Annotated in this window: 15 protein-coding genes and 2 pseudogenes; 4 read left to right on the top strand and 13 right to left on the bottom strand. The window is 71.1% G+C overall.

Annotated features, from left to right (window positions below; all coding sequences use genetic code 11):
* Positions 1 to 116 precede the first annotated feature (116 nt).
* Together sucD and sucC are read right to left on the bottom strand one after the other, a co-directional pair.
* Positions 117 to 1028 carry a succinate--CoA ligase subunit alpha gene (gene sucD, locus QBL25_RS33435; RefSeq protein WP_409060677.1) on the bottom strand — a complete coding sequence of 304 codons (912 nt, stop codon included), beginning with the start codon at positions 1026 to 1028 and terminating at the stop codon, positions 117 to 119.
* Between the two features lie 11 nt (positions 1029 to 1039).
* Positions 1040 to 2178, bottom strand: a pseudogene (gene sucC / locus QBL25_RS33430) (ADP-forming succinate--CoA ligase subunit beta).
* 200 nt (positions 2179 to 2378) lie between these two features.
* On the opposite strand from sucC, the gene QBL25_RS33425 reads away from it, so the two are divergent.
* The 4 genes and pseudogenes from QBL25_RS33425 (at position 2379) to QBL25_RS33410 (ending at position 8981) form a co-directional block, all read left to right on the top strand.
* Entirely contained in the window at positions 2379 to 4073 is a 1695-nt protein-coding gene (locus tag QBL25_RS33425) for a thiamine pyrophosphate-binding protein (RefSeq protein ID WP_409060676.1), read from the top strand.
* A 12-nt stretch (positions 4074 to 4085) separates the two neighbouring features.
* Entirely contained in the window at positions 4086 to 5318 is a 1233-nt protein-coding gene (gene frc, locus QBL25_RS33420; RefSeq protein ID WP_409060675.1) for a formyl-CoA transferase, read from the top strand.
* 3 nt (positions 5319 to 5321) lie between these two features.
* Positions 5322 to 7467 (top strand): annotated as a pseudogene (locus tag QBL25_RS33415) (acetate--CoA ligase family protein).
* Positions 7468 to 7592: 125 nt separating this feature from the next.
* Positions 7593 to 8981 carry an OFA family MFS transporter gene (locus QBL25_RS33410; protein WP_409060674.1) on the top strand — a complete coding sequence of 463 codons (1389 nt, stop codon included), beginning with the start codon at positions 7593 to 7595 and terminating at the stop codon, positions 8979 to 8981.
* A gap of 124 nt (positions 8982 to 9105) precedes the next feature.
* Here the strand turns inward: QBL25_RS33410 and QBL25_RS33405 are convergent, their stop codons facing one another.
* From QBL25_RS33405 to QBL25_RS33355, 11 genes are all read right to left on the bottom strand, one after another.
* Positions 9106 to 10266, bottom strand: coding sequence for a sugar phosphate isomerase/epimerase family protein (locus QBL25_RS33405; RefSeq protein ID WP_409060673.1), 1161 nt, complete (start codon positions 10264 to 10266; stop codon positions 9106 to 9108).
* Between the two features lie 117 nt (positions 10267 to 10383).
* Positions 10384 to 11760: an alkaline phosphatase family protein gene (locus QBL25_RS33400; protein ID WP_409060672.1), complete on the bottom strand. Its 1377-nt coding sequence runs from the start codon at positions 11758 to 11760 to the stop codon at positions 10384 to 10386.
* The gene (eboE, locus tag QBL25_RS33395) at positions 11757 to 12926 is read right to left on the bottom strand and encodes a metabolite traffic protein EboE (RefSeq protein WP_409060671.1); all 1170 of its coding nucleotides are present in this window, start codon (positions 12924 to 12926) and stop codon (positions 11757 to 11759) included. The genes QBL25_RS33400 and eboE overlap by 4 nt, the downstream gene beginning before the upstream one ends.
* 3 nt (positions 12927 to 12929) lie before the next feature.
* Positions 12930 to 13778, bottom strand: coding sequence for a TatD family hydrolase (locus QBL25_RS33390; protein ID WP_409060670.1), 849 nt, complete (start codon positions 13776 to 13778; stop codon positions 12930 to 12932).
* Positions 13778 to 14461, bottom strand: a complete 684-nt coding sequence (locus tag QBL25_RS33385; protein ID WP_409060669.1) for an EboA domain-containing protein — start codon at positions 14459 to 14461, stop codon at positions 13778 to 13780. Before QBL25_RS33385 ends, QBL25_RS33390 begins: the two co-directional genes overlap by 1 nt.
* The gene (locus tag QBL25_RS33380) at positions 14458 to 15303 is read right to left on the bottom strand and encodes a sugar phosphate isomerase/epimerase family protein (RefSeq protein ID WP_409062865.1); all 846 of its coding nucleotides are present in this window, start codon (positions 15301 to 15303) and stop codon (positions 14458 to 14460) included. The genes QBL25_RS33385 and QBL25_RS33380 overlap by 4 nt, the downstream gene beginning before the upstream one ends.
* Before the next feature lie 122 nt (positions 15304 to 15425).
* Positions 15426 to 16718: an SCO3242 family prenyltransferase gene (locus QBL25_RS33375; RefSeq protein ID WP_409062864.1), complete on the bottom strand. Its 1293-nt coding sequence runs from the start codon at positions 16716 to 16718 to the stop codon at positions 15426 to 15428.
* A gap of 95 nt (positions 16719 to 16813) precedes the next feature.
* Positions 16814 to 17983, bottom strand: a complete 1170-nt coding sequence (locus QBL25_RS33370) for an inositol-3-phosphate synthase (RefSeq protein WP_409060668.1) — start codon at positions 17981 to 17983, stop codon at positions 16814 to 16816.
* A 108-nt stretch (positions 17984 to 18091) separates the two neighbouring features.
* The gene (locus QBL25_RS33365) at positions 18092 to 19468 is read right to left on the bottom strand and encodes a ThuA domain-containing protein (protein WP_409060667.1); all 1377 of its coding nucleotides are present in this window, start codon (positions 19466 to 19468) and stop codon (positions 18092 to 18094) included.
* A gap of 13 nt (positions 19469 to 19481) precedes the next feature.
* The gene (locus tag QBL25_RS33360; protein ID WP_409060666.1) at positions 19482 to 21995 is read right to left on the bottom strand and encodes a PQQ-dependent sugar dehydrogenase; all 2514 of its coding nucleotides are present in this window, start codon (positions 21993 to 21995) and stop codon (positions 19482 to 19484) included.
* A gap of 216 nt (positions 21996 to 22211) precedes the next feature.
* On the bottom strand, positions 22212 to 23213 hold the full coding sequence (locus tag QBL25_RS33355) for a sugar phosphate isomerase/epimerase family protein (RefSeq protein ID WP_409060665.1): 1002 nt from the start codon (positions 23211 to 23213) through the stop codon (positions 22212 to 22214).
* Positions 23214 to 23220: the final 7 nt, after the last annotated feature.

Genomic DNA, 23220 nt, shown 5'->3' with positions numbered 1-23220 from the left:
CGGTGTTCTCCGCTCACGGTGCACGAGTCGGGGCGGGAGGTGCATGGCACGCGCCGGGCCGCTCGGTTCGCGGTCCGCGCGTATGTGCTGGGGGACGCTAGTGCAGTCGGCGCCCGTCACCTATGAGTGACGTCACGCCCTTCGTGGCTTGAGAACCCGAGCCTGCCGAGGACGAGGCGGGCCGTTTCCGTCGGGGTGGCGCCGACCTGGACCCCGGCGGCCTCCAGTGCCTCCTGTTTCGCGCGCGCGGTGCCGGACGAGCCGGAGACGATGGCTCCCGCGTGCCCCATGGTCTTGCCCTCGGGTGCGGTGAATCCGGCGATGTAGGCGACGACGGGTTTGGTGACGGACCGCTGGATGTAGGCCGCCGCGCGTTCTTCGGCGTCGCCGCCGATCTCCCCGATGAGGACGACGAGTTCGGTGTCGGGGTCGTCCTCGAAGGCGGCCAGGCAGTCGATGTGGGTGGTGCCGACGACGGGGTCGCCGCCGATGCCGACGCAGGTGGAGAAGCCGATGTCGCGCAGCTCGTACATGAGTTGGTAGGTGAGGGTGCCGGACTTCGACACCAGGCCCACGCGGCCGGGTTTGGTGATGTCGGCGGGGATGATGCCCGCGTTGGCCTGGCCGGGGGTGATGAGCCCCGGGCAGTTGGGGCCGATGACGCGCGTGCCGCGCTCCTGGGCGTACGCGTGGAAGGCCACGGCGTCGTGTACGGGGATGCCCTCGGTGATGACGACGGCGAGGCCGATCCCGGCGTCGGCGGCCTCGGTGACGGCGGCCTTGGCGAAGGCGGGCGGCACGAAGACCACGGTGACGTCGGCGCCCGTGGCCTCGATCCCCGCGCGGACGGAGCCGAAGACGGGGACGGCGCGGTCGTCGAAGTCGACGGTGCGGCCCGCCTTGCGGGGGTTGACGCCGCCGACGACGTCCGTGCCCGCCGCGAGCATGCGGCGGGTGTGCTTCATGCCCTCGGCCCCGGTCATGCCCTGGACGAGGACCTTGCTCTCCTTGGTGAGGTAGATCGCCATGTCCGGACTCCTCAGGCTGCGTGGGTGGGGGCGGCGAGTTCGGCGGCGCGGCGTGCGGCGCCGTCCATGGTGGTGGCCTGCCGGACCAGCGGGTGGGCGCGCTCGTCGAGGATGGCGCGGCCGCGTACGGCGTTGTTGCCGTCGAGGCGGACGACCAGCGGCTTGGTCAACTGGACGGATTCCAGGGCCCGGACGATGCCGTCGGCCACGGCGTCGCACGCGGTGATGCCGCCGAAGACGTTGACGAAGACGGACTTGACGGCGGGGTCGGAGAGGATGACGGCGAGTCCGTCGGCCATGACTTGGGCGGAGGCGCCGCCTCCGATGTCGAGGAAGTTCGCGGGGCGCGCGCCGCAGCCCGCGACCACGTCGAGGGTGGACATGACGAGGCCGGCGCCGTTGCCGATGATGCCGACCTCGCCGTCGAGCTTGACGTAGTTGAGGCCCTTGGCCGCGGCCGCCGCCTCCAGGGGGTCGTCGTGGGCGGTGTCGTCGGCCCCCAACGAGCCTGGCGGAAGCGGGCGTTGTCGTCCAGGGTGACCTTGCCGTCGAGGGCGAGGATCTCTCCCTGGGCGGTGCGGACGAGGGGGTTGACCTCGACGAGGAGCGCGTCCTCGCGGATCAGCACCTGCCAGAGCTTGACCAGGACGCCGGCGGTGGCTTCGGGCAGTCCCGCGGCGGCGGCGATCTCGGCCGCCTTGGCCTCGTCCACTCCGCGCGCCGGGTCGATCCCCACGCGCGCGACGGCTTCCGGGCGGCTCGCCGCCACCTCCTCGATGTCCATGCCGCCCTCGGCGGAGGCGATGGCGAGGAAGCGTCCCACCGCGCGGTCCAGTACGTACGAGACGTAGAACTCGCTCTCGATCTCCACGGGTCGGGCGACCATCACCGTGTGCACGGTGTGGCCCTTGATGTCCATGCCGAGGATCTGGCGGGCGGTGATCTCGGCGGCAGCGGGGTCCGCCGCGACCTTCACGCCGCCCGCCTTGCCGCGTCCGCCGGTCTTCACCTGGGCCTTGACGACGACGCGGCCGCCCAGGCGTTCGGCGCCCGCGCGTGCTTCCTTCGCCGTGCCGGCGACCTCCGCCCGCGGCACCGCGATGCCGTGTTCCTCGAAGAGTTCCCTTGCCTGGTGCTCGAACAGGTCCATTCCGGCTCCTGACGCCTTGTCGTTCCGGGGAGCGAACCCCCCGCCTCCGAAAAGTGCCGCACGCCCCCTGGACACCACTGACCGGATGCGGGATAACAAGCTTCATACAGTATTCGTCGACTGTATGCAATCTACCGCGAGAGCACCTCCGAGCAGCGTGTGAGCGCTCCAACTCCCCTACGAAGGGACAGGACTTCGCCATGCCCGACGGCAGCAGCGACACCACCCAGACCCACATCTCCGGTGGGCATCTGGTCGCCAAAGCACTCAAAGCAGAGGGTGTGGAGGTCATCTACACCTTGTGCGGCGGCCACATCATCGACATCTACGACGGCTGCGTCGACGAGGGGATCGACGTCCTCGACGTACGCCACGAGCAGGTCGCCGCCCACGCGGCGGACGGCTACGCGCGCCTCACCGGAAAGCCGGGCTGCGCCGTGGTGACGGCGGGACCGGGAACCACGGACGCCGTCACGGGCGTCGCCAACGCCTTCCGCGCGGAGTCCCCCATGCTGCTCATCGGCGGCCAGGGAGCGCACACGCAGCACAAGATGGGGTCGCTCCAGGACCTCCCGCACGTCGACATGATGACGCCGATCACCAAGTTCGCCGCGACGGTGCCCGACACGGCGCGGGCGGCCGACATGGTGTCGATGGCGTTCCGCGAGTGCTACCACGGCGCTCCGGGCCCCTCCTTCCTGGAGATCCCGCGCGACGTGCTCGACGCCAAGGTGCCGGTGGACAAGGCCCGGGTGCCGCAGGCCGGGCAGTACCGCGCCTCCACCCGCTCGGCCGGCGACCCCGAGGCCGTCGAGAAGCTCGCCGACCTGCTCGTGCACGCCGAGAAGCCGGCGATCCTGCTCGGCAGCCAGGTGTGGACGACGCGCGGCACCGCATCCGCCGTCGAACTCGTCCGCACCCTGAACGTGCCCGCCTACATGAACGGCGCGGGACGCGGCACCCTGCCGCCCGGCGACCCGCACCACTTCCAGCTCTCGCGGCGGTACGCCTTCTCCAACGCCGACCTCATCGTCATCGTGGGCACGCCCTTCGACTTCCGCATGGGCTACGGCAAGCGCCTGTCCCCGGACGCCACCGTCGTCCAGATCGACCTCGACTACCGCACCGTCGGCAAGAACAGGGACATCGACCTGGGCATCGTCGGTGACGCCGGGCTGATCCTGAAGTCGGTCACCGAGGCGGCGTCCGGCCGGCTCAACGGCGGCGCCTCCCAGCGCAAGGAGTGGCTCGACGAGCTGCGCGCCGCCGAGCAGACCGCGATCGAGAAGCGGCTGCCGCACCTGAGGTCCGACGCCTCACCGATCCACCCCTACCGCCTGGTCAGCGAGATCAACGACTTCCTCACCGAAGACTCGATCTACATCGGCGACGGCGGCGACATCGTCACCTTCTCCGGGCAGGTCGTGCAGCCCAAATCGCCCGGCCACTGGATGGACCCGGGCCCCCTCGGCACGCTCGGCGTCGGCATCCCCTTCGTGCTCGCCGCCAAGCAGGCACGGCCCGACAAGGAGGTGGTGGCCCTCTTCGGGGACGGCGCCTTCTCGCTCACCGGCTGGGACTTCGAGACCCTCGTCCGCTACGACCTGCCCTTCGTCGGGATCGTCGGCAACAACTCCTCGATGAACCAGATCCGTTACGGCCAGAAGGCCAAGTACGGCGAGGAGCGCGAACGCGTCGGCAACACCCTCGGCGACGTCCACTACGACAAGTTCGCCCAGATGCTGGGCGGTTACGGCGAAGAGGTCCGCGACCCCGCCGACATCGGCCCCGCGCTGCAACGGGCCCGCGAGTCGGGCAAGCCCTCGCTCATCAACGTGTGGGTCGACCCGGACGCGTACGCCCCCGGAACCATGAACCAGACCATGTACAAGTGAGGAGCCCGCGCGATGACGACCAAGGCTCTTGAGGGCGTACGCGTCCTCGACATGACGCACGTCCAGTCCGGGCCCTCCGCCACCCAGCTCCTGGCCTGGCTCGGCGCGGACGTGGTGAAGCTGGAGGCGCCCTCCGGGGACATCACGCGCAAGCAGCTGCGTGATCTCCCGGACGTCGACTCCCTCTACTTCACGATGCTCAACTGCAACAAGCGGAGCATCACCCTCAACACCAAGACCGAGCGCGGCAAGGAGCTCCTCACCGAGCTGATCCGGCGCTCCGACGTGATGGTCGAGAACTTCGGCCCGGGCGCCGTGGACCGCATGGGTTTCACCTGGGACCGCATCCAGGAGATCAACCCGCGGATCGTCTACGCCTCGATCAAGGGCTTCGGAGAGGGCCCCTACACCAACTTCAAGGCCTACGAGGTGGTCGCGCAGGCCATGGGCGGCTCCATGTCGACCACCGGCTTCGAGGACGGGCCGCCGCTCGCCACCGGCGCCCAGATCGGCGACTCCGGGACCGGCATCCACGCCGTCGCCGGCATCCTCGCCGCCCTCTTCCAGCGGGAGAACACCGGCCGCGGCCAGCGCGTCAACGTGGCCATGCAGCACGCGGTGCTCAACCTGTGCCGGGTCAAGCTGCGCGACCAGCAGCGCCTGGCGCACGGACCGCTCGCCGAGTACCCGAACGACGACTTCGGGGACGAGGTGCCGCGCTCGGGCAACGCGAGCGGCGGCGGCCAGCCCGGCTGGGCGGTCAAGTGCGCGCCCGGCGGACCGAACGACTACGTGTACGTCATCGTGCAGCCCGTGGGCTGGCAGCCCCTGACCGAGCTCATCGGGCGCCCCGAACTCGCCGACGACCCCGAGTGGGCCTCGCCCGAGGCGCGCCTGCCCAAGCTCGGCAAGATGTTCCAGCTGATCGAGGAGTGGTCCGCCACGCTCCCCAAGTGGGAGGTCCTTGAGCGGCTCAACGCCCACAACATCCCCTGCGGCCCGATCCTCTCCACCAAGGAGATCATCGAGGACGCCTCGCTGGCCGCGAACGAGATGGTCGTCGAGGTCGCGCATCCCCGGCGCGGCTCCTTCACCACGGTCGGCTCCCCCCTGAAGCTGTCGGACTCCCCCGTGGACGTGGTCAGTTCACCGCTCCTCGGCGAGCACAACGCGGAGGTCTTCGTCGGTGAGCTCGGCCTCGGCGACGAGGAACTGCGCCTGCTCAAGTCGAACGGAGTGATCTGAGTGATGGCCGAAGACCGCGCACCGACGGTGCGGGCCCTCCTCGACGCCGTTGCGCGCCGAGGGCCGTACGTCGCTGACGGCACCGGAAGGCAAGATCCTCGCGGACGCCTACGGAATCGCCGTGCCCGGCGAGGAGCTGGCGACGGACGTGGACGAGGCGGTCGCGCACGCGGCCCGCTTCGAGGGCCCCGTCGTCATGAAGATCGTCTCCCCCGACATCCTGCACAAGACCGACGCGGGCGGCGTCGTCGTCGGGGTGGAGGGCGCCGCCGGCGTACGGGCCGCCTTCTGCGAGATCGTCGAGAACGCGCGGGAGTACGCGCCGACGGCCCGTATCGAGGGCGTGCAGGTGCAGGAGCTGCTGCCGTCCGGCCAGGAGGTGATCGTCGGGGCGGTGACCGACCCGACGTTCGGGAAGGTCGTCGCCTTCGGGCTCGGCGGCGTGCTCGTCGAGGTCCTCAAGGACGTCACGTTCCGCCTCGCGCCGGTCGACGCCGACGAGGCCGCCTCGATGCTCGACTCGATCCGCGCCGCCGAGATCCTGCGGGGCGTCCGGGGCGCGCCCGCGGTGGACCGGTGGGCCCTCGCCGAGCAGATACGCCGGGTGTCCCAGCTGGTCACGGACTTCCCGGAGATCGCCGAGGTCGACCTCAACCCGGTCATCGCCACGCCGGACGGCGCGATCGCCGCGGACATCCGCGTCATCCTCTCCGAGGGGGTCACCAAGCAGCGCCGCACGTACACGCGCGAGGAGATGCTCGCCTCGATGCGGCGGCTGATGGAGCCCCGCTCGGTCGCGGTGATCGGCGCGTCCAACGAGCAGGGCAAGATCGGCAATTCGGTGATGCGCAACCTCATCGACGGCGGTTTCTCCGGCGAGATCCAACCGGTGAACCCCAAGGCCGATGACATCTTGGGCCGCAAGGCGTACAAGAGTGTCACGGACGTTCCCGGTGAGGTGGATGTGGCGGTCTTCGCGATCCCCGCCAAGTTCGTGGCGTCGGCCTTGGAGGAGGTGGGCCGCAAGGGCATCCCCAACGCCGTCCTGATCCCCTCCGGGTTCGCCGAGACCGGTGAGCACGCCCTCCAGGACGAGATCGTGGAGATCGGCGAGCGGCACGGGGTGCGGCTGCTCGGACCGAACATCTACGGCTATTACTCGACGTGGCAGGACCTGTGTGCCACGTTCTGCACGCCGTACGACGTCAAGGGCGGGGTGGCCCTGACGAGCCAGTCCGGCGGCATCGGGATGGCCATCCTGGGCTTCGCGCGCACCACGAAGACCGGCGTCTCGGCGATCGTCGGACTCGGCAACAAATCCGACCTGGACGAGGACGACCTCCTCACGTGGTTCGGCGAGGACCCCAACACCCGGTGCATCGCCATGCACCTGGAGGACCTCAAGGACGGCCGCGCCTTTGTGGAGGCGGCGAAGGCGACCGTTCCGAAGAAGCCCGTCGTGGTCCTGAAGGCCGGTCGTACGGCCGCCGGGGCCAAGGCCGCCGGATCGCACACGGGAGCCCTGGCGGGCGATGACGCCGTGTACGACGACATCCTCCGGCAGGCGGGGGTCATCAGGGCCCCCGGCCTCAACGAGATGCTGGAGTACGCGCGCGCGTTGCCGGTGCTGCCCACCCCGCAGGGCGACAACATCGTGATCATCACGGGCGCCGGCGGATCGGGCGTGCTGCTCTCCGACGCGGTGACCGACAACGGGCTGCGGCTGATGGAGATCCCCGACGACCTGGACGCGTCGTTCCGGGCGTTCATCCCGCCCTTCGGGGCCGCGGGCAACCCCGTCGACATCACCGGGGGCGAGCCCCCGTCGACGTACGAGGCGACGATCCGGCTCGGCCTTCAGGATCCGCGCATCCACGCGCTGGTCCTCGGCTACTGGCACACCATCGTCACCCCGCCGATGGTCTTCGCCGAACTGACGGCCCGGGTGGTCGCCGAGTTCCGCGAGCGCGGCATCGAGAAGCCCGTGGTGGCCTCCCTCGCGGGTGACGTCGAGGTGGAGGAGGCCTGCCAGTACCTCTTCGAGCGGGGTGTCGTGGCCTACCCGTACACGACCGAGAAGCCGGTGGCCGCGCTCGGCGCCAAGTACCGGTGGGCCCGTGCGGCCGGTCTGCTGGGGGGCGAGCGATGAGGTGACCGGTGCGGGGGCCGGCCTGCGGTGCGCGCCGGCCGGCCCCGGGACCCGTGCGCACACGAAAGGAATTGGACAGGGGGCGCTGGCCAGGATCTTTTCGACGCAAGGGGTGCTAGAGCGACATGACGACAACCGACATTCACACAGCCGTCCCGTACAGGGAGGTGACGGACTCCAACGGCCGCATGTACCGGGTCGGCGAGACCGACGTCGACCTCATGGGCCGCAAGCGCAAGTGGATGGTCATCCTGCCGTGGGTCGGCATGATGGGCATCAGTTCGGCCGAGTACGCGTTCGCGTCGGCCGAGGACACCCTGCACACCGCGCATTCCTGGGGCGACACGCACATCTTCTGGATGCTGGGGGTCTGGGTCTTCTTCCAGGCGGCGGTGGCCTTCCCGGCGGGAAAACTCCGTGAGAGCGGCCGGCTCCCGGCGCGCTGGGCGATGATGTGCGGCGCTGTCGGCACCCTGCTGGGATATCTGTCCCTGGCCTTCGCACCCCATGTCGTCGTCGCCTACATCGGCTTCGGCATGTTCAGCGGCATGGGCGCCGGCATGGTGTACGCGACCTGCGTGAACATGGTCGGCAAGTGGTATCCCGAACGGAAGGGCGGAAAGACCGGATTCGTGAACGGCGGATTCGCCTACGGCTCCGTGCCGTTCGTCTTCCTCTTCACCGGATACATGGACCTGACGAACTTCCGTTGGGTGCTGGTGTCCGTCGGGCTCTTCCTCGCGGCGACGGTCGCCGTGGCGGGTTACTTCTTCCAGGACCCGCCGAAGAACTGGTGGCCGGCCGACGTGGACCCGCTGCGTCCGCCGGACGACCCGCGGGCCCGGCGCGCGCTGGCGATGAACCCGCCCGCCGTGCGGCAGTACACGCCCAAGGAGGCGTGGCAGACCGGCCGGGTCGCGCTGATGTGGTTCTGCCTGCTGTGCACGTCGGGCGTGAACATCTTCGGCATCGCCTTCCAGGTGGACATCGGAAAGGAAGCCGGATTCGCGGGCGGAATAGTCGCCACGGCGATGTCCTTGAAGGCCATCGTCAACGGCACCGGCCGAGGCGTCATCGGCTGGCTCTCCGACCTCTACGGACGCAAACGCTGCCTGATCTTCGTCTGCATCGTCCTCGGCCTTTCGCAGTACGGCATCCTGTGGGCGGCGGACATCAAGAACCTGCCGCTGTTCCTGGTCTTCTCCAGCATCTCCGGATTCGGCGGCGGCGCCATCTTCCCGATGTTCGCGGCGATGACCGCGGATTACTTCGGCGAGAACAACAACGCCTCCAATTACGGCCTGGTCTACAGCTCCAAGCTGGTCTCCGGGCTCCTCGGCTCCGGAATGGGCGCCGTCGTGGTGAGCAACTGGGGCCACACCGGGGCCTTCACGCTGGCCGGCTCCATCTCGCTGTTCGCCGGGTTCATCGCGCTCTTCCTCTCGCAGCCAGGACGGCCCAAGGACAAAGGCATCACACCCAATCCGCAACCCCTCGGTGAGGAGATGGCCTGACCGACACGCACCCCCGGACGCACCTCAGCTCTCGCCGCGCGGAATCCGCGCGGCGAGAGCTGTGTGTGCGGCCGGCCGTGTGTGCGTGCGGCGGGGTGTGCGTGCGGCGGGGTGTGCGGGTGCGTCAGCGCTTCTTGCGGAGGGCCGCCAGGTTGTCGTAGCCGACCTTCGCGAGCTTCAGGGACTGGGCGGGGTCGGTGCCGCTGGGCGCGTTGTCCTGCTCGACCATGGGGTTGTGGTAGTTCTTCTCGCCGACGCGGCTGAAGAAGGTGCGGTAGTCGATGACACCCTCACCGAAGGCCACCATGTCGTAGCCCTCGCCGCTGGTGTCGTTGCGCGTGCCGTCCTTGGCGTGGAACAGCGGGTAGCGCTTGTTGTTGCGGCCGACGAGCCCGGCCGGGTCGAAGACCTTCTTGCGCTGCGAGCCGTCGTGCGCGGTGTAGGTGTGGAACTTGTACTGCGCGACGTGCGCCCAGTAGATGTCCATCTCCAGCCAGACCGACCGCGGGTCGGTCTCCTTGAGGAAGTACTCCAGCTTGCGGATGCCGGAGCTGCGGGTCGGGCGGCCCTGCGCGTCGAGCGGGCCCCCGTCGAGCAGGAAGCCGTACGCCGCGTCGTGGTTGTGGGTGTAGAGCTTGATGCCGGCCTTGCGCGCGATCGCGCCCAGGGCGTTCCACTTGTCGGCGGCGACGTCCCAGTCGGCCTTGTACGAGCTGTTGGTGGGGTCACCACCGGTGCCCATGTGGTCCATGCCCAGGATGTTGGCGATCTCCAGGTGCTTCTTGAACGTGTCGAGGTCGGGCTGCGAGAGCGGCCAGGACCCCGGTATGAAGCCGTGGTTGCCCTGGGCGCGCAGACCGTACTCGTCGAGCCACGAGCGCAGCAGCTTGGCGCCCTCCACGGACTCCAGGCTCGCGCCGCCGGGGGCGTTGGCGTGCTGGCCGTAGCCCGCGAACTCGACCTGCTTGTAGCCGTAGCGGGCCAGTTCCTTGAACACCTCGCGGAAACCGGAGGGCAGGGTGGAGGCGAGCGGGTCGCGGCCCGTCGCGTCACGCACCGTGTAGAGGATGATGCCGCGCTTCTTCGCCGGCACCAGCTCGTGACCGCGGCCGTGCCCGTGGCCGCCCTTGGGCTGCGCCTGGGCGAAGGAGGGTGCCGCGCCGAACACGGGCGCGGCGATCGCGCCCGCGCCGACGGCGGTGCACGTGCTGAGGAAGCGGCGGCGGCCGATGCCGAGACGCTGTCTGAGGGCCTCGTCGGCGGGAGTGTCGTGGAAGTCGCTCACGGGTGTCTCTCCTGGGCTCTTGGACGTGCGGGCGGACGCCACCGGCGCGTTGTCAGTGACGCGTGGTTCACTTTCTGTAACTGCTCCTGGTCGGGCGGGGGACGGGCGAGGTGTGTCTCAGCCCAGGCCGGCCAGGTCGAGGAGGAGGGATTTCACGGCGGTGGCCGCGATCCGGTCGGGAAAGGCATGGGGGGTGGAGCTGATGATGAGCGGACCGTCGTCGTCGCTCAGGGGGAGGCGGCCGTGGCTGCCGCGAATAGGTGAGGGGTCCAGCGGGACGACCGCCATGCGGTAGCGCATGCCGAGCTTCTTGCGGGCCAGCGCGGACGCGGCCTTGACGCGGACGTAGGGGTCCTCGGGGTCCATGAAGAGCTCGACCGGGTCGTAGCCGGGTTTGCGGTGGATCTCGACGAGCTGCGCGAAGTCGGGCGCGCGGGCGTCGTCGAGCCAGTAGTAGTACGTGAACCACGCGTCCGGGTCGGCGACGGCGACGAGTTCACCGGCCCGCGGGTGGTCCAGGTGGTACTCCTTCTTGCCCTCGTCGTCGAGGAGCTGCTCGATGCCGGGGAGGCCGGCGAGCGCCTGGCGGGTGGCTTCCATGTCCTCGGGCCTGCGCACGTAGATGTGCGCGATCTGGTGGTCCACGACGGCGAAGGCACGCGACGCCATCGGGTCGAGGTACTCCATGCCGTCCTGGGTGTGCACTTCGAGCAGGCCGGCGCGGCGCAGGGCGCGGTTGATGTCGACGGGGCGGTCGACGCGGGTGATGCCGTACTCGGACAGGGCGACGACGGTGCGGCCCTCGGCCTTCGCGTCGTCGAGGAGGGGGGCGAGGGTCGCGTCGAGTTCGGCTGCGGCCTGATGGGAGCGCGGGTCGTCGGGGCCGAAGCGCTGAAGGTCGTAGTCGAGATGAGGGAGGTAGCACAGGGCGAGGTCGGGGCGGCGGGTGCCGATGACGTGGCGGGTGGCGTCCACGATCCAGCGGCTGGAGACGATGTCGGCGCCCGGGCCCCAGAAGTGGAAGAGGGGGAACGTGCCGAGTTTCTCGGTGAGTTCGTCGTGCAGGGCCGGGGGCCGGGTGTAGCAGTCGGGTTCCTTGCGGCCGTCGGCGTAGTAGACGGGACGGGGGGTGATGGTGATGTCGGTGTCGGCGCCCATGGCGTACCACCAGCAGATGTTGGCGACGGTGTAGCCGGGGTGGGCGCGGCGGGCGGCGTCCCACAGCTTGTCGCCGGCGACGAGCCCGTTGTGCTGGCGCCACAGGAGTACGTCGCCGAGCTCGCGGAAGTACCAGCCGTTGCCGACGATGCCGTGCTCGGCGGGGGTGGTGCCGGTGAGGAAGGTGGACTGGGCCGCGCAGGTGACGGCGGGCAGGACCGTGCCCAGGGGGGCCTGGGAGCCGGACTGCCCCAGGGACTTGAGGCGTGGCATGTGGTCCAGGAGGCGAGGGGTGAGACCGACGACGTCCAGGACGAGCAGGGGTGTGGGGCTCATGGGAGTTCCTTGAGGCCGAGGTCCGTCAGGAGATCGCGGGCGAGGGTGAGTTCGGCGGCGATGCCGTCCGCGAGCTGGGGGCGGGAGCGGGGGCGCAGTTCGCGCGGCAGCGCCTGCCAGGTGTAGGTCTCGACCTCCAGGTGGCGGGTGCGCGGGGCGGCCCCGCCGACCAGCTGGGCGAGCGTGTCCTTGAGGACGGGCAGCGTGGAGGTGAGGGGCGGCGCGGGAGGCGCGTGCAGGGGGACGTGGAAGTGGGCGCGCCAGGGTGCCGTCTCGGGCAGGGCGCCGCCGGCGAGGGATTCGCCGAGGTCGTCGGTGCCGCGCAGTCCGGCCGCGGTGCGGGTGCGGGTCTGGTGCAGGAAGCGGGGTTCGTCGAAGGCGGCGAGTGCCTCGCGGACTCCGGGGAGATGGGGGTGTTCGGCGTGCAGGGCGGCGGAGAGCTGGGTCTTGACGACGGGGATGCCCGCGACGGCGAGCGCGTCGAGGGCGGTGCCCGGGTCCTCGAAGGAGGTGGCGAGGTGGCAGGTGTCGACGCAGACGCCGATGCGGTCGTGGCCGATCGCGGTGAGGGGGGCGATCGCGTCGCCCGTGGTCTCGACGGTGCAGCCGGGCTCCGGTTCGAGGCCGATGCGGATCGACTTGCCGGTCAGCTCCGCCAGGGCGTCGAGGCGCTGGGCGAGCGCGGTGAGGTTGGCCCGGGCGGCCTCGGCCCGCGCGGTGTCGAAGGGGGTGCGCCAGGCGAGCGGAAGGGTGGAGATGGTGCCTTCGGTGACGTCGTCCGGCAGGAGCGCGGCCAGGAGGCGGGCCAGGTCGGTCGTGTGGGAGAGCCGCTCGGGGTCGGTCCAGTCCGGCTTGTACACCCGGTACTTGACCTCTTCGGCGCCGAACCCTTCGTACGGGAAGCCGTTCAGGGTGACGACCTCGAGGCCGCGCCGGTCGAGTTCGGTGCGCAGGCCGCGCAGCGCCGCCGGGTCGGTGACCAGGGCGTGCGCGGCGTCCTTGGCGAGCCACAGGCCGATGCCGATGCGGTCCCTGCCGAGCCGTTTGCGTACGGGTTCGCAGTGGTCCCGCAGCTGCGCGAGGACGCCGTCGAGGGTCTCGGCGGGGTGGACGTTCGTGCAGTACGCGAGGTGGACGACGCTGCCGTCGGGGTGCCGGAAGCGCATGGCTCACGCCCCGCCGCGGAGGATGGAGTTGCCCTCGTGGGTGGCCTCGGTGTCCGTGACGTCGAGCGCGAGGCGGCCGCTGAGTCCGTAGAAGGCGACCGGGTTGCGCCACAGGACCAGGTCGACGTCGTCCTCGGTGAACCCGGATGCGAGCATCGTGTCGGCGACCTTGCGGGTCTTGAGCGGGTCGCTCTTGCCCCAGTCGGCGGCCGAGTTGACCAGGACCCGCTCGGGCCCGTGGTCGCGCAGGATGGCCACCATCCGGTCCTCGTCCATCTTGGTGTCGGGATAGACGGAGAAGCCGAGCCAGCAGCCGCTGTCCTTGGCCTCCTTGACCGTGGTCTCGTTGAGGTGGTCGATCAGGACGCGGTCCAGGGGCAGCGCGGACTCCCGGACGACGTCGATGGTGCGGCGCAGCCCTGCGAGCTTGTCGCGGTGCGGGGTGTGGACGAGCGCGGGCAGCTCGTGGTCGGCGGCGAGCTGGAGCTGGGCGGTGAGCGCGGCGTCCTCGGCGGGGGTCATCGAGTCGTAGCCGATCTCGCCGACGGCGACGACGTTGTCCTTCATGAGATACCGCGGCAGTTCGTCCAGGACGGGGGTGCAGCGGGGGTCGTTGGCCTCTTTGGGGTTGAGGGCGATCGTGCAGTGGTGGGCGATGCCGTACTGGGCCGCGCGGAAGGGCTCCCAGCCGAGCAGCGAGTCGAAGTAGTCGAAGAAGGAGGCGGGCGAGGTGCGGGGCTGGCCCAGCCAGAACGCGGGCTCGACGACGGCGCGGACGCCCGCGGCGTACATGGCCTGGTAGTCGTCGGTCGTCCGGGACGTCATGTGGATGTGGGGGTCGAAGATGCGCATCAGGACTCCTGCTCCTCGCCGGTGGAAGGGGTCGCGGGGGCCGGGGCCGCCACGGCCGCCGAGGGGGCGGCGGTGGCGGTCAGGGCCAGGACGCGGTGCAGATCGCCGGGGACGGTGCGACCGGCGGCGGTGCGTTCGCCGGCGTAGTCGCCGAGCATGCGGGCGAGCTCGGCGTCGTCGGTGGCGCGGCGGTCCAGTTCGGCGACGGCGTCCACGGGGACGCCGGTGAACAGGCATTTGAGCACCGCGTGGCGCCAGTCGTGCGGGGTGAGGTGCCGGGCGGCGTACGGACCCACGGCGGCGGCGACTAGCCGGGTGTCGTTGGTCCGCAGGGCGTCCGCGACCAGGGGCAGCGCCTCCGGGCCCCGGACCAGGTGGGGCAGGGCCAGCAGGACGGCGCGGCGCTCGGCGGCGGTGCCCTGTCCGTAGAGGCGGGCGAGGGTGGCCGGGTCGGCTTCGGCGGCGTGCAGGAGCAGGACGCGGACGGCGTCGGCGTGGTCCTGGCCGCAGCGCCTTCCCGCTTCGGCGAAGCGCAGCTCCCAGGTGGGGGTCTGGCTCCGCGCCGGCCTCCCGCGGTGGGCGGCGGCTTCCGCGGTGGCCTGGTCGAGCCAGGCGCGGGCGGCGCCGCCGAGGGTTGCGTCGAGGCGGGTGCGGAGGTCGTCGATGACGGGGGCCTGGGTCACGGGGTTCCTCCTCCGGTCGGAGCCGTGCGGAGCGCCGCGGTCGCCGCTTTGTCCAGGAACTCGATGGACCGGGCGGCGAGTTGGGGGCCCGCGTGGGAGTGGCGGGGCAGTTCGACGACGGTGAGGCCTTGGTAGCCGGTGGCCGCGAGGGCTTCCAGGACGGGCGGGAAGTCGATCTCCCCGTCCCCGAACGGCAGGTGCTCGTGCACACCGCGGCGCATGTCCTCGATCTGGACGTGCCGGAGCCAGGGGCCGGCGGCGCGGACGCAGTCGGCCGGGGACAGCGGTTCGAGGCACTGGCAGTGGCCGATGTCGAGGGTCAGGCCCAGATGCGGCGGGTCGTCCAGTGCGTGCCGCAGGCGGTGGAAGTCGGCGAGCGTGGCGAGGAGGTGGCCGGGCTCGGGTTCGACGGCCAGCGGTACGCCGGCGCCGGACGCGGCGTCCAGGACGGGACCCATGGCCTCGGCCAGCCGCTGCCAGGCGGTGCCCTCGGGGGTGCCGTCGGGCGTGATGCCGCTGAAGCAGTGCACGGCGTGGGCGCCGAGGTCGGCGGCGACCTGCACGGCACGGATCAGCAGGCGGACCCGGGCGGCGCGGGCGTCCGGGTCGGGGTCCAGGAGGGAGGGGCCGTGCTTGCGGCGCGGGTCGAGCACGTAGCGGGCGCCGGTCTCGATCGTCGCCGTCAGGCCCAGGCGTTGCAGGCCGCGGGCCACGTGGCGGGTGCGGGCGGCGAGATCGGGGGCGAGGGGGTCGAGGTGCATGTGGTCGAGGGTGAGTCCGACGCCGGCGTAGCCGAGGTCGGCGAGCAGCCCGAGGGCGTCGTCGAGCCGGAGGTCGGTCAGACCGTTGGTGCCGTAGCCGAAGCGGAGGGACGAGGCCTGGGGCTGGGCATGGGGATGGGCCTGAGCCTGGGCCTGGGGCTGGGGCTGGGGCTTCGGGGTGCTCGTGTGGTGCGTCGTCTCCGTCACGTGACGCTCACCTTCCGGCCGAACGTACGGGCTGCCGGGGCGAGGGCGGCGGTCAGCAGGGCGGAGCCGAGAGCTCCCTTACGGGCGGAGAGCGCGGCCTGGAGCGGGATCATCGCCCGGATGCCGCCGCCTACGGCCCGCTGGGTGAGCTGGGGCGAGGGGTTGAGCACGGCGTGGAAGAGGGGGCGGGCCGCGGTCGCCGCGTAGGTGGCGGCGAGGGCGATGCGGGCGGCCCCACGGACGCCGGTACGCGGGACTTGACTCGCCCTGCGCCCCAGGTGACGGGCTCCCCTCGGCTCTCCCGAGGTGAGGCCCGGCAGACCGCGGGTGGCTGCGGTCACGCGGTCTGCCGGGAGTCGAGGGGTGCCGGTGCGGGTGGAGCCGCCCAGGCTCTCCCCGGCGGACACGGCACCTGCGCTGCGAGCGAGGAGTTGGGCGAGTACGGCGGTGGCGGCGAGTGCGGCCAGCGGAACCACCGTGGAGCCCCCCTGGGCCTCACGCCGCGAGACCGCGGTCACGGCGAGGGTATGGGCACCAAGAACAAGAGCGCCGGGAACGGCCGCACGAACCCCGAAACCGGCACCACCCGCACCCGCAAGCGTCGCGGAGGCCGAGGAACTGGACCCCCACAGGCCCGCCCGCACACCCGCCCCGGGCCGCAGCCCGGTCAAGTGCCGTCGTCGTCCGGTGGCCGCCGCGCCCAGGAGCACGTCGAGGGAGCGGGCCGCGGCCATGGCTGCCGGGCCCGCCGGAGTGTGCTTCAGGCCCAGGTCGTACGCCCATACCGTGGCCGCGAGGCCGGTCGCCACCGTCAGGGCGGGGCGGCCCGCGGCCGCGGCCAGGGCCAGGCCCCCTGCCGTCAGCGCCGCCGCCGCGCCCAGTGCGGCCGAGGGGGCGATGCGACCGGACGGCAACGGTCGGTGAGGCCGCTCGACCGCGTCCTCCGCCCGGTCCGCCCAGTCGTTGAGGGCCATGCCCGCCTCGTACAGGGAGAGGGAGGCGGCAACGGCGAGGAGGGTGCGGCGGTTGGGGCTCAGCCCGGTCGCCGCCGCGCCGGCGAGCGCGTCACCGGGAACGGTGAACAGGGCGGAGACGCGCAGCAGTTCGGCCCAGTCCCTGCCACCCCCCAGACCGCCAAGCCCGCGCGAAGCCCCACTCGAAGCCCCGCCCGGAGCGCCACCCGAGGCACCGGCCCGAAATGCTTCCCGCCCTCCGCCACCAGCGCGTACAGCCCCACGGCCGACGCCCGCCCCGGCTGCTCTCTCGTGCGTGACATCGCCCCCGCCCACCAGACGCAACCCCGGCGAAGTCTCCCCCGCGCCGTTCACCACGTCCTTTCTGCCGTCGTCACTCCCGGCTTTCTCCGAAGCGCCCTCCGCCCCCGTCACGCGGACACCCCCCGCAGCCGCGCGGCGAAGCCCATCAAGGCCTCGTACTGCTCGGCCAGCGCCGAGGACGCATCCGCGTCCGGGTCCTTGAAGTAGAAGCCGAGTTCGCCCAGCGGCCCGGAGAGGCCGAGTTCGTGGGCGCGGGCCACCAGCCTCGCCAGGTCCAGGATCAGCGGTGCCGCGAGGGCGGAGTCGCAGCCCTGCCAGGTCGTCTGGAGGACCATCCGCGCGCCGAGGAAGCCGTCGAACGCGATGTGGTCCCAGGCCGTCTTCCAGTCGCCGAGCGACGGAACGTCGTCGATGTGGACCTCGCCCTCCGGGGCGCAGCCCAGCGTGTCCGCCAACACCCGTTCCTTGCCCGCGTTCTTCGCCGCCGCCGCGGCCGGGTCGGCGAGGGCCGCGCCGTCACCGCCGCCCAGCAGATTCGTCCCGGACCAGGCCCGCACGGCCAGCGCACGCTGGGCGAACATCGGGCCGAGGACCGAGCGCAGGAGCGTCTGGCCGGTCTTGCCGTCACGCCCCGCGTAGGGCAGCCCCGCCGAGTCGGCCGCGGCGGCGAGCGCCGGGTGGTGCAGACCGGCCGACGGGGTGAAGTTCACGTACGGGCAGCCCGCCCGCAGCGCCGCCGCCGCGTAGAGGGAGCTGGCGGGCAGCCGTTCCTCGCCCGTACCGCCCGGAACAGGCACCGGTTCCGTGGACGCGACGTTCACCACCACCACACGGGCGAGCCCCCTGCGGCGTACGAAGTCCCGGAGGTCGGCGGCGAAGGACTCGATCAGCTCCTCGTCCGTGCGGCCGTCGGCGTCCCCGCCGCGCGGCCCGCCCATACGGATCTCCGCGTCCGCGCCCGCCAGCTCAGCGCCCACCGCCGAGGGGAGGCCGTACGGGAGCACGCCGCCCGCGGCGAGGTGCTCGGCCCGCTTGGGCAGCGGGCACTCCGCCGTGTCGTGGCCGCCGAAGACCAGCGAAGACAACGTTGGCAGACCGCAGTCCGCGAACGGCGGGGTCTCCGTGACCATGCCGGTCGGCGGGTGGAGCCCGGCCGTCACGGCCGCGCACCCCGCGACGGCCGTCGTGGCGACCGAACCACGCGCCCCGATCAGCCACACCCCCGTGAGGCCGCCACCCGTCGTGTCGGAAGAACCAGTAGGAGAGGGATTGGGCACGGCTGCCTCCTGTCGTACACGCGGCGAGCGCGCGGGGGAAGGGAGAAGAGAGACGGCGGACGGGATAAGACGGCGGGCGGAGGTCCGGCGTCCTCCGCCCGCCGCCGTCTAGCGGCCCACGCCCGGTGCGGCGGGGGCCGGCAGGTCCTTCACCCGGATGTCGCGGAAGGAGACCTGGTCGTCGGCACCGTGGTTCTGGATGCCGAGGTGACCGTCCTTGAGGCTCCTCGCCGGATCCGTGTTGGTGAAGTCGTTGATCTTGACTCCGTTGAGATAGATCCGAAGGCGTTCGCCCTCGACCCGGAGCTCGTAGGTGTTCCACTCGCCCACCGGATTCAGCGCCTTGTCGCGCTTCTTCAGGTCGGCGGACTTGAAGCCGTAGACGGAGCCCGTGGTCTTCTCCGGGACGTCGGTGGCGTCGATCTGGATCTCATAGCCGTTGTTCACGGCCGACCAGGGATCGTCGGAGGGCGGGAAGCCCACGAAGATCCCGGAGTTGTCGTCGCCGTCCATGCGCCAGTCCAGCTTCAGGGAGTAGGAGCCGAGCTCCTTCGTCCCGTCGTACCAGAGCATGCCCATGCCGCCGACGGTCTTCAGGGTCCCGTCGCCCTCGTTCAGCTCGAACGAGCCGGGACCCGCCTGCTTCCAGGACTCCAGGGACTTGGCCGTGCCGTCGAAGATCGGCGTGTAGCCCTTCTCCGGGCGGCAGTCGGCCTGTGCGGCGCCCGCCGCCCAGCGGATCCCGCCGAGCAGATGGGTGCGGTAGGCGGGATCGGCGAAGGACTCCTTGGTGTGACCGCTGCCCGTGTAGAAGGAGCGGCCGCCCCGGTAGTCCTGGCACCAGGCGATGGGATGGTCGCCCGCCATCGAGCCGCCCGAGTAGGACGACTCGTCGAGCGAGGCGAGGACGTGGGCGCGGTCCCGGGGATTGGAGCGGTAGTTGTACCACTCGTCGGTCCGGTCCCAGACCCCCGGCAGATGTGCCGTGGACGGGTGCCCGTGGTCCTCGACCTCCACCTTCGCGGGCTGGATCGCGGGGTGCGACTGGAAGTACGCGCCCGCGAGCCCGCCGTAGAAGGGCCAGTCGTACTCGGTGTCGGCGGCGGCGTGCACGCCCACGTACCCGCCGCCCTGCTTGATGTAGCCCTCGAACGCGCTCTGCTGCTTGGCGTCCAGGACGTCACCGGTCGTGGAGAGCCAGATGACGGCGTCGTACCGCGCGAGGTTCTTGGCCGTGAAGGCCTTGGCGTCCTCGGTGGCGTCGACGGTGAAGCCGTTCGCCGCGCCGAGCTCCTTGACGGCCGCGATGCCGTCGGGGATCGAGTCGTGGCGGAAGCCCGCGGTCTTGGAGAAGACCAGGACCTTCTCGCCCGCCTGCCTGCCCTCGTCCTTGCCCTCCGGCTTCGAGGCCGCGGGGCCCGACACACAGCCGATGAGTACGGCGGCCGCGGCCGTCGCGGTGGCGATCCGTGCGGATGCGCGCATGGTGACCCCTTCCTCAGCTGGTGGTGAAGGTGAAGTCGTCAAGGTCGTACAGGGCGCCGGTGCCCGTGCCCTTGAAGACCAGGAAGAGCGTCGTGGTCGTCTTCGGCGCCTTGGACAGGGTGGCGCTCACGTCCGCGTACGTCTCCCATCCGCCGGTCGGTGCGACCTTGGTCTTGCCCAGGAGCCTGCCGGTGGCCGACCCGCTGCGGACCTCCAGCGTGCCGCCCGCGCCGGCCGACGCGACGCGCGCGGTCAGCTTGGTGGCGTTGCCGAGGATGTAGGGCTTGAAGGAGATCCAGTCGCCGTTGTGGATGTCGCCGACCGTCTTGCCGCCGTGCGCCGGGGTGTGGTTGGCGATGGAGACGCCCTTGGAGTCGTTGTAGTGCTCGCCCTGGCGGTGCTTGGGCTGGACGACGTTCTGGTCGTGGGTGGTCAGCGCGGGCTGGCCGTTCGCGCCCTTGTCCGTGTACTCCGCGTCGAAGACCCCGAAGATGTTGGCGTTCGGGTCGTGCTCGCCGTCGGCGGACGTCTGGAGGGTGCCCTCGCAGCCGTTGGCCGAGGTGACCGGGTGGCCGTGGCTGTCGTGGCCGAGGATGTGCGTGACCTTGACCTTGGTGCAGTCGATCGGGCCGTCTTCCTTGTCCGTCACCTTCACCTTGAAGGGGATCTTGTCGCCGAAGGTGAACAGCTGCCCGTCGCCGGGGAGTTCCAGGGTCACCTTGGGCGCGGTGTTGCCGACGGTGACGTGCGCGCTGGCCGAACCGGTGCGCCCGGTGGAGTCCTTGACGGTCACGGTCGCGGTGTAGACGCCGTTCTTCTTGTACGTGTACGAGGGGTTCTGCTGGGTCGACTTGCCGCCGTCACCGAAGTCCCAGGCGTAGGTCAGCGTGCCGCCGTCGGCGTCCGTGGCCTTCGCGGTGAAGCTGGTCCTGAGCGGGGCCTGGCCGCTGGTCACGGAGGCGCTCGCCTCGACGACCGGCGAGTGGCCGTCGGTGGCGTTCTCGATGCGGAAGAGGCCGGAGTTCTCGTCGCCGCCGAACCAGGCGGTGCCGTAGTCGAGGACGTAGAGCGCGCCGTCGGGGCCGAACTCCATGTCCATGATCTGGGTGCCGGTCCACGGGAACGGGTTGATCTTGGAGACCGTGCCGTCCGCGCCCTGCTCGATGCGCTTGATCCAGCGCCGGCCGAACTCACCGGCGAAGAAGTCGCCGTCGTAGGCCTCGGGGAACTTCACCGGGGAGGTGTTGGCCGCGTCGTAGCGGTAGACGGGTCCGGCCATCGGGGACTCGGAGCCGGAGCCGAACTCGGGGACGGATCCGCCGTCGTAGGGGATCCAGGCTTCCTGCGCGGCCGGCAGGTCGGTGAGGCCGGTGTTGTGCACGGAAGTGTTCTTGGGCGCGGCGCAGTCGAAGGCGGCGCCGGAGGTCTGCGTGGCGAAGTCGTAGTCGATGTACGCGTCGTTCTTGCCGGTGCAGTACGGCCAGCCGAAGTTGCCCGGCTTGGTCACGCGGGCGAACTCGACCTGGCCGGCGGGTCCGCGCTTGGGGTCGGCGGCGCCCGCGTCGGGGCCGTAGTCACCGACGTACACCGTGCCGGTGGGCTTGTCGACGCTCATCCGGAAGGGGTTGCGGAAGCCCATCGCGTAGATCTCGGGGCGGGTCTTGTCGGTGCCCGGGGCGAAGAGGTTGCCGTCCGGGACGGTGTAGGAGCCGTCGTCGGCGACCTTGATGCGCAGGATCTTGCCGCGCAGGTCGTTGCTGTTGCCGGCGCTGCGGCGGGCGTCGAAGGCGGGGTTGCGGTCCGCGCGCTCGTCCAGCGGCGAGAAGCCGTCGGAGGCGAAGGGGTTGGAGTCGTCGCCCGTCGAGAGGTAGAGGTTGCCGTCCTTGTCGAAGTCGATGTCGCCGCCGACGTGGCAGCAGATGCCGCGGCTGGCGGGGACGTCGAGGACCTTCTTCTCGCTGGCGTTGTCCAGGGTGCCGTCGGTCTTCAGGACGAAGCGGGAGAGGCGGTTGACGCCGTCGAACTTCTTGAAGTCCTCGGCCGTGCCGGTCTCCGGGGCATCACCGGCCGGGGTGTCGAGCGGGGGCGCGTAATAGAGGTAGATCGCGCGGTTCTCGGTGAACTTCGGGTCGAGACCGACGCCTTGGAGACCTTCTTCGTCGTGGGAGTAGACCGGTATCTTGCCCGCGATCTTGGTGTTGCCCGCGGCGTCCGTGAGGCGCAGCGTGCCGTCGCGGGAGGTGTGCAGGACCGAGCGGTCGGGCAGGACGGCGAGCGTCATGGGCTCGCCGGTCTCGGTCTCGCCCTTGGCGAGGGTGACCTGCTGGAAGTCCTCGGCCGCGGCGGCCTTGCCGGTGGCCGCCTGCGTCGCCTGCTCCTGGGCGGCGCGGACGGCCTCCGGGTCGGCGGCGTTGGCGGTGGGGGCGGTGAGGCCGAGGGTGGCGCCGGCCAGCAGGGTGCCGGTGAAGAGGGCGAGGGTCTTGCGGAGGCTGTGGGTCTTGCTGAGTCTGAGGCGTTTCCTGTGCACGGGGTTCCTCCGGAAGGGGGACGGTCGTACGCGGGTGTGGTGCGGTGAGGGCGCTGGGCGCCGGGGTGCGCCGTCACCCCGGAAGGTTCATGTCCTGTACACATCAGGGACGGTAGCCACGTTTGTCTTGGACGGAAAGCCCTTGCACAGCAATGAAGTTCGGCTTTTTCCTTGGCCAGGACAAAGTCGCTCCGTGTGACCACCGCTCGCGGCGGCTCAGTTCCCGCCGAACGCCGCGTCGAAGGACGCCGTCGGCGGTTCGAAGTCGTAGGCCTTCAGGCGCGTGAGCGCCTCCGGGGCGCCTTGGAGGCGGTCCATGCCCGCGTCCTCCCACTCGACCGAGACCGGCCCCTCGTACCGGATCGAGCGCAGCATCCGGAAGACGTCCTCCCAGGGGACGTCCCCGTGGCCCGCCGACACGAAGTCCCAGCCGCGGCGCGGGTCGCCCCACGGCAGGTGCGAGCCGAGGCGGCCGTTGCGGCCGTCCAGGCGCCGCCTGGCCTCCTTGCAGTCCACGTGGTAGATCCGGTCCCGGAAGTCGTAGAGGAACCCGACCGGGTCCAGGTCCTGCCACACGAAGTGCGAGGGGTCGAAGTTCAGGCCGAAGGCGGCGCGGTGGCCGACCGCCTCCAGGGCGCGCTGGGTGGTCCAGTAGTCGTAGGCGATCTCCGAGGGGTGCACCTCGTGGGCGAAGCGCACGCCCTGCGCGTCGAAGACGTCGAGGATCGGGTTCCAGCGGTCGGCGAAGTCCTCGTAGCCGCGCTCGATCATCGACTCCGGCGCGGGCGGGAACATCGCCACCAGGTGCCAGATCGCCGAGCCCGTGAAGCCGACGACCGTGTCGACCCCGAAGGCCGCCGCCGCGCGGGCCGTGTCCTCGATCTCGCGGGCGGCCCGCTGCCGTACGCCCTCCCCTTCCCCGTCGCCCCAGATGCGGGCCGGCAGGATCGCCTGGTGCCGCTCGTCGATGATCGCGTCGCAGACGGCCTGGCCGACCAGGTGGTTGGAGATGGCCCAGCACTTGAGGCCGTACTTGTCGAGCAGCTGACGGCGCGAGTCCAGGTAGGAGCTGTCGCTCAGCGCCTTGTCGACCTCGAAGTGGTCGCCCCAGCAGGCGAGTTCGAGGCCGTCGTAGCCGAAGTCGCGGGCGAGGCGGCAGACCTCCTCCAGCGGCAGGTCGGCCCACTGGCCGGTGAAGAGCGTGAAGTCGCGGGGCATGGACAGG

It is taken from the genome of Streptomyces sp. SYP-A7185, assembly GCF_046103685.1.
In the GTDB taxonomy this organism is placed as follows: Bacteria; Actinomycetota; Actinomycetes; order Streptomycetales; family Streptomycetaceae; genus Streptomyces.
This window is presented reverse-complemented; position numbering and strand designations above follow the sequence as displayed.